Source organism: Deltaproteobacteria bacterium (assembly GCA_005879535.1).
Lineage (GTDB): Bacteria > Myxococcota > Myxococcia > Myxococcales > 40CM-4-68-19 > 40CM-4-68-19.
Genome location: VBKI01000092.1, coordinates 32645 through 38721 on the forward strand (window position 1 = coordinate 32645; position 6077 = coordinate 38721).

The 6077-nt window shown below is 68.6% G+C and carries 6 protein-coding genes and 1 pseudogene (1 of these 7 cut by a window edge); 4 read left to right on the plus strand and 3 right to left on the minus strand.

Features of this window, described 5'->3' with window-relative positions:
* Positions 1 to 6: 6 nt before the first annotated feature.
* On the minus strand, positions 7 to 450 hold the full coding sequence (locus E6J58_22185) for a hypothetical protein (GenBank protein TMB32844.1): 444 nt from the start codon (positions 448 to 450) through the stop codon (positions 7 to 9).
* Between the two features lie 112 nt (positions 451 to 562).
* Here E6J58_22185 and E6J58_22190 point away from each other — a divergent pair, with 112 nt between their 5' ends.
* From E6J58_22190 to E6J58_22200, 3 genes are all read left to right on the plus strand, one after another.
* The gene (locus tag E6J58_22190) at positions 563 to 1672 is read left to right on the plus strand and encodes a DUF1624 domain-containing protein (GenBank protein TMB32845.1); all 1110 of its coding nucleotides are present in this window, start codon (positions 563 to 565) and stop codon (positions 1670 to 1672) included.
* Between the two features lie 61 nt (positions 1673 to 1733).
* Complete coding sequence (locus E6J58_22195) at positions 1734 to 2141, plus strand: VOC family protein (GenBank protein ID TMB32846.1); 408 nt, start codon at positions 1734 to 1736, stop codon at positions 2139 to 2141.
* 60 nt (positions 2142 to 2201) lie between these two features.
* Positions 2202 to 2723, plus strand: coding sequence for a CBS domain-containing protein (locus tag E6J58_22200; protein ID TMB32847.1), 522 nt, complete (start codon positions 2202 to 2204; stop codon positions 2721 to 2723).
* Between the two features lies 1 nt (position 2724).
* Here the strand turns inward: E6J58_22200 and E6J58_22205 are convergent, their stop codons facing one another.
* The gene (locus E6J58_22205) at positions 2725 to 3927 is read right to left on the minus strand and encodes a CoA transferase (protein TMB32848.1); all 1203 of its coding nucleotides are present in this window, start codon (positions 3925 to 3927) and stop codon (positions 2725 to 2727) included.
* Between the two features lie 42 nt (positions 3928 to 3969).
* On the opposite strand from E6J58_22205, the gene E6J58_22210 reads away from it, so the two are divergent.
* Positions 3970 to 4791, plus strand: a complete 822-nt coding sequence (locus E6J58_22210) for a hypothetical protein (protein TMB32849.1) — start codon at positions 3970 to 3972, stop codon at positions 4789 to 4791.
* A 271-nt stretch (positions 4792 to 5062) separates the two neighbouring features.
* On the opposite strand, the pseudogene E6J58_22215 reads toward E6J58_22210, so the two are convergent.
* A pseudogene (locus E6J58_22215) lies at positions 5063 to 6077 on the minus strand (multidrug efflux protein); it runs 2045 nt beyond the window's last position.

Consider the following 6077-nt stretch of genomic DNA (forward strand, 5'->3'; position numbering starts at 1 on the left):
GGAGCTCTACTTCTTTCCTTTGGCCTTCGCCGGCGCCGGGCGGATCGATTCGATTGCCTTTGCCGCGGCCGTGGCGTCCTGGCCGGTCGCGAGACCGATGGCGGCCGAGAACTTGCCGCCGATGGTCTCCGCCACCAGGAAGCCCATGTTGATGCCTGCATTTGCGAGCGCCCGCGAGATCTCCGCGCCGAGGCCCTTCCGGTCGTCGCCTTCGACCAGCAGGCAGGGCGTGTCTGAAGGCTGGAAGCCGGCCTTTCGCGCCGCGGCCTCTGCGGCGGGCTCGATCGGGAAGACTTCCACAGCGGCGCGGTCGAGCTCGGCGGGATAGCGATACCCCATTACCACCCGCAGATTTGCTCCCGCCGCGGCCAGCGGCTCGAGCGTGTCGGCGAGCAGCCCCTTGCGATCGGTGCCATGCAGGATCCAGAGCTGCACATTCTTGACGGTCATTCCAGCGGCCATGGTTCACCCCGGCGGCGCAGCCTAGCTCCGCGGGAGCGCGCGGGCTACCACCGGCCGTCCTACCACCGGAAAAGAGACGTGTGCGCGGAGCGCTGGCACGATGGCGCTGGAGGGGCGCAGGCGCGCCAGACAGGAACGAATGCTTCCGAGGCCGGCCCGCATTCGCGCCATCGATTGGCTGCGCGGCATCGCGGTGCTCTTCATGATCCAGACGCACGCGATGGCGCTCTTGCGCCCGGAGCTGCGCGGCAAAGCGCTGTTCAACGCCCTGCAATGGATGGACGGGCTGGTCGCCCCCGCTTTCATCCTGGCGGCCGGGTTCTCGATGGCGCTCACGCAGGTGCGAGCCGCCGCCGCCAGCGGCGACGCCGACGCCCGCAGACGGCGGATGAAGAAGACGCTGCGCCGGCTTGCCGAGGTGCTGTTGGTCGGCGCGCTCGTGAACTGGATGTGGTTTCCAATCTTCCGGGAGCCGCGCTGGATCGTACGGATGGACATCCTGCCCTGCATCGGCTTTTCGCTGCTGCTGGCGCTGCCGATCCTGTTCGTCCTCGCCCCTCACCCGCGCGCTCTGCGATGGGCAGCACTCGCCCTCGCAGCCGCCGTCTTCGGCCTCTCGCCGCTCGCGGAGCCGCTCGGCGCGCCGTGGAACCGGTTCCTGAACCAGCACGGAGATGCAGTGTTTCCGTTGCTGCCCTGGGCGGGATACGTGTACCTCGGCGCAGCGATCGGTGCCGCCACGGCGGAGAAGGGGCCTCGTGGCGCCGCGCTCTGGCTGGCGGCGTTGGCGGGCGCTGGCATCGTCATCTGGCACTTCACTCCCTGGTTCACGGCGCTCTATCCGCCCCACGAGTTCTGGGTGATGAACCCGGCGAACTCCGCCCGGCGCTGGACGCAGGTCTGCCTCCTCGCCCTCGCGCTGCTCGCCGTCGAGCAGGGAGTCCCCGGCAACTGGCGTAGCTCCGCGCCGGTGCGCTTCGTGGAAGTCTTCGGGATGTCGTCGCTGGCCGGCTACTTCTTCCACGAGATGCTCCTCTTCTTCCGCATCTTCGGGTTCTCGTTCGAATCGCGCTGGGGAAAGGCCTGTTCCTGGCCGCAATACGCAGCCCTGACGGCGCTGCTCGCGGCGTGCACCTTCGCGCTCACCTGGCTGACCGACCGGGTGTACAGCGCGGCCGAAAAGCGTGCGCCGGCCACGTCGGCTGCATGACGGCTTACAGGGCCGGGATACGAGGCTTGCGCGCGGCGGGGGCGCGGCTTACGCACCGGGGATGATCGAGCACATCAGCCTTCGCTGCCGCGATTCGCGCGCGAGCCGGAAATTCTACGAGCGGGCGCTGGAGCCGCTCGGATACGAGATGGACCGCCGGTACGGGGATGCTTTCGGATTCATCCAGGGCGGGCGCCACGACTTCTGGGTGACGAAGGGCAAGGTCGGCACCCCGACGCACGTCGCTTTCCACGCGCAGAGCGCTGCCGCCGTCGACGCCTTCTACCGGGCGGCGATGGCGGCCGGCGGAAAGGACAACGGCGCTCCCGGACCGCGCGATGAGTACGGGTATGCTGCGTTCGTCCTGGATCCGGACGGGCACAACGTCGAAGCGGTGATCTGGGACGAGGAGATGGAGAAACGGCGCCGTTCCGCTCCCCGCCGGGGACGCCGCCGGAAGGCAGGATAACCGCCGGCGACCCCTCGGGGTGCCCTTTGCGGCTATGCTTGGGACGTCCAAGGAGGGCCCATGGAAGCATTCGGCCCGGAAGGAAATGCGCAACGCCCCCTGATCGAGCGCGCGATCGCCATGGAAGACATCCGGGCGCTCGGCCTCGGCCCACCGATTACCGTCAGACGCGACGCGACCCTGCAGGCGGCGGTGGAAACGCTGCAGCGGGAGCACATCGGCTGCGTTCTCGTCACCGACGAGAGCGGAAAGCTCGCGGGCATCTTCACCGAGCGGGACCTGCTGACCAAGGTCGCGCTGCGCTCGCTGGACTGGAACGAGGAGCGCGTGGCCGACTACATGACCGCGGACCCGGAGACGCTCCGGCCCGACGACCGGATCGCCTGGGCGCTGAAGCTGATGCACGTCGGCGGATACCGCCACGTGCCGCTCACCGACGAGGCGGGCCGCCCCGTCGGCGTCATCTCCGTCAAGGACATCGTCGACTTCATCGTCGATCTCTTCCCGGCGCCGGTCCTCAACCTGCCGCCGGATCCGCGCCGGACGGATTACTCCGAAGGAGGCAGCGGAGGAGAAGGCTGATTCAGATCACGGCGCCGTCTCGCAGCGCCGCCACTTCCGCGTCGGACATGCCGAGCAGCCCCTTCAGCACTTCGGTCGTATGCTGACCGAGCGTCGGCGGAGGAACGTCGCCGCGCGGCGGCGTCTCCGATAGACGGATGGGCGATCCCACCATCGGCACCGTGCCGGAGAGCGGGTGCGGGGCGGAGATCGCCATCCCGCGGTGCGCGACCTGCGGATCGGCGAACACCTCGGCAAGATCGTTGATCGGACCGCAGGGAACCGTCGCCGCCTCCAAGGATTCGATCCAGTGCCGGCTCTCCCGCGCCGAGATGGCCCGGCCGAGGAGCTCTTCCAGCTCGACGCGGTGACGCACCCGGCCGGCGTTCGTCGCGAAGCGAGCGTCGCGGGCAAGGTGCGGGAGTCCCGCCACCTCGCAGAGCCGCGCGAACTGGCCGTCGTTTCCGACAGCGACGACGATGTGCCCGTCGCTCGTGGCGAACGCGCGGTAGGGAACGATGCTGGGGTGCGAGTTGCCGAGGCGGCCCGGGGGCCGGCGCGTGAGCAGGTAGCTCTGCGCCTGGTTCGCCAGCATCGCCACCTGGACGTCGAGCAGCGCGAGATCGACGTGCTGGCCGCGTCCGCTGCGTTCGCGCTGTGCGAGCGCAGCGAGGATCCCCGTCGCTGCGTACATGCCCGTGAGGATGTCGGTGATCGCCACGCCGACCTTCATGGGCTCGCCGTCCGGCTCCCCGGTGATGCTCATCAGGCCGCCCATCCCCTGGACGAGGAAGTCGTACCCGGCGCGGTCGCGGTACGGTCCCGTCTGCCCGAATCCGGTGATCGAGCAGTAGACGAGCCCCGGATTGAGCGCGGCGAGCCGGCGATAGTCGAGCCCGTACCGCTCGAGGGCACCGACCTTGTAGTTCTCCACCACCACGTCGGACTTCGCCGCGAGCCGGCGGACGACCTCCTGTCCCTCGGGACGCGCGAGGTCGAGCGTGATCGACTTCTTCCCGCGGTTGGTGCTGACGAAGTACGCTGACTGACCGCTTTCTTCGTCGAGCCAGGGCGGCCCCCATCCGCGCGTATCGTCGCCGGCGCCGGGCCGCTCGACCTTGATCACCTCGGCCCCGAGATCGGCCAGCGTCTGCGTTGCCCACGGGCCGGCGAGAACGCGGCTCAGATCGAGGACGCGAACGTGCGAGAGAGCGCCGACCGCCATGGCCCAATCATATCGCGCCGCCGGTGTGACAAGCTGTGCCCGATGCGCGTGATGGTTCTCGTCGCGGGCGCCCTGGTGCTGCTCGCGCTTGCAGTGCTCGTCATCCTGCTCTGGGTGCGGCGCGCGCGGCTGCGCAAGCGCGTTCCAGCGCGTCATGCTCCGCGCCTTCGTCACCCCGTCGTGCTGGCGCATGGCGTCTTCGGTTTCGACGAGATCGCCGTCGCCGGGCGACGCCATCGGTATTTCCGCAACATCGCCGAGGAGCTCGCGGTGCCGGGGCTGGAGTTCTACCGGCCGCGCGTCGCGGCGGCGGCCCCGATCGCGGTCCGGGCGGGAACGTTCGTGGAGCTCCTGCGGGCCCTTCCGGGAGAGCGGTTCAACGTGATCGCGCACAGCATGGGCGGCCTCGACGCGCGCTTCGCCATCGCGCGCCTCGGCCTCGCCGATCGGGTGGTGTCGCTGGTGACCATCGGGGCGCCGCACCGCGGGACGCCGCTCGCGGAGCTCCCCTTGGCCCGGGCGACGTCACGCTTGATCGGCGTCCGTGCGCTTGCCGATCTCGCTCCCGACGCCCTGAGTCGGTTCAACGAAGCGGTCCCGGACGTCGATGGAGTCGCCTACTGCAGCGTGGTGGCCGCGACCAGGCTGTCGCAGACCAACCCGCTGCTCTGGCCGTCGCACCTGTACCTCAGCGCCCGCAGCGGCCGGAACGACGGCGTCGTCCCGCAGGAATCGCAGCGGTGGGGAAACGTGCTTCGCGAGATCGAGGCGGACCACTGGGCACAGGTCGGGTGGTCGCTTCGATTCGACGCGGTGGGACTCTACGAGGAAATCCTGCGCGAGCTCGCTGCCCTCGGCTTCTGAGTCAGCGCACGGCCCCGGTGATCGTGCACCGGTTCTTCAGCTCCACCACCGTCTTCCAGGCGCGGTTGCGATCGACGTTCGCGTCGAGCACCGCGTTCCGGTAGTGGATGACCTCGAGGAAGAGCGCGATCACCGCGACGACCAGCGCAGTCTCGAATGCCACCCGCTTCATTCCGGCCTCCTGCGCATTCTTTGGTGATGCGAACGCGTAAAGAGGAGTCCGGCCCCCTATCGCACTGTAAGGTCCCGAACGATCTGGAGCCTCAGGCTGTCAAACCGACGACTCCAGGCCCACTGCCGCCGTCGTATCCAGCGCCTCCGCCCGGTGATCGCGGGCGATGAGCAGGTAGATGGCGGGCACGAAAAACAGCGTGAAGAGGGTGCCGATGGCCATCCCGGCTACCAGCACCAGTCCGATGCTGTTGCGCGCCGCGGCGCCCGGACCGGTCACCAGCGTGAGCGGGAAGTGCCCGCACACCGTTGCCACGCTCGTCATCAGCACGGGGCGGAGCCGGGTCATGGCAGCGTTGCGGACCGCGTCTACCTTCGTCTGCCCCTGTTCCTGAAGCTTGTTCGCGAACTCGACGATGAGGATGCCGTTCTTCGAGATCAGGCCGACCAGCGTCACCAGGCCGACCTGGGAGTACACGTTGAGTGTGGTCGTCCACCCGTCGGTGAAGAAGCGCATGTTCGGGTTGGGCATCTTGAGGAACGTCATCGTCAGGGCGCCGAACATCGCCAGCGGCACCGACCCGGCGAGGATCACGAACGGATCCCGGAAGCTGTTGAACTGGGCCGCCAGCACCAGGAAGATGAGGATGACGGCGAGGCCGAACGCGGGCAGGAACTTGTTGCCCTCGCTGCGCAGCTGCCGCGATTCGCCGGTGTAGTCGATGGTGTAGCCCTTCGGGAGGATCTTCGCCGCCTCGTCCTCCAGGTACCGGAGCCCCTGGTCCAAGGGAACCATCGCCACTCCGCTGAGCTTCACGGCATTGAGCTGCTGGAAGCGGTTGAGCGTGCGCGGAGTGACCGAATCGCGCAGGGTGGCGATGGTGCTGAGCGAGACCAGCTGCCCGTTGGGACCGGTGACGTGGATGTCCTTGAGCTGCTCCGGATTCAGGCGCTCGGCGCGGATGAGCTGGGGGATCACCTTGTAGCTGCGCCCGCCCACACTGAACCGGTTGACGAAGTTGCCGCCGACCGCCGCGCTCAGGTCCTGCCCGACGGACTGGAGGTTCAGCCGCAGCTCGGCCACCTTGTCGCGGTCGATCTGGATCTCGGACTGC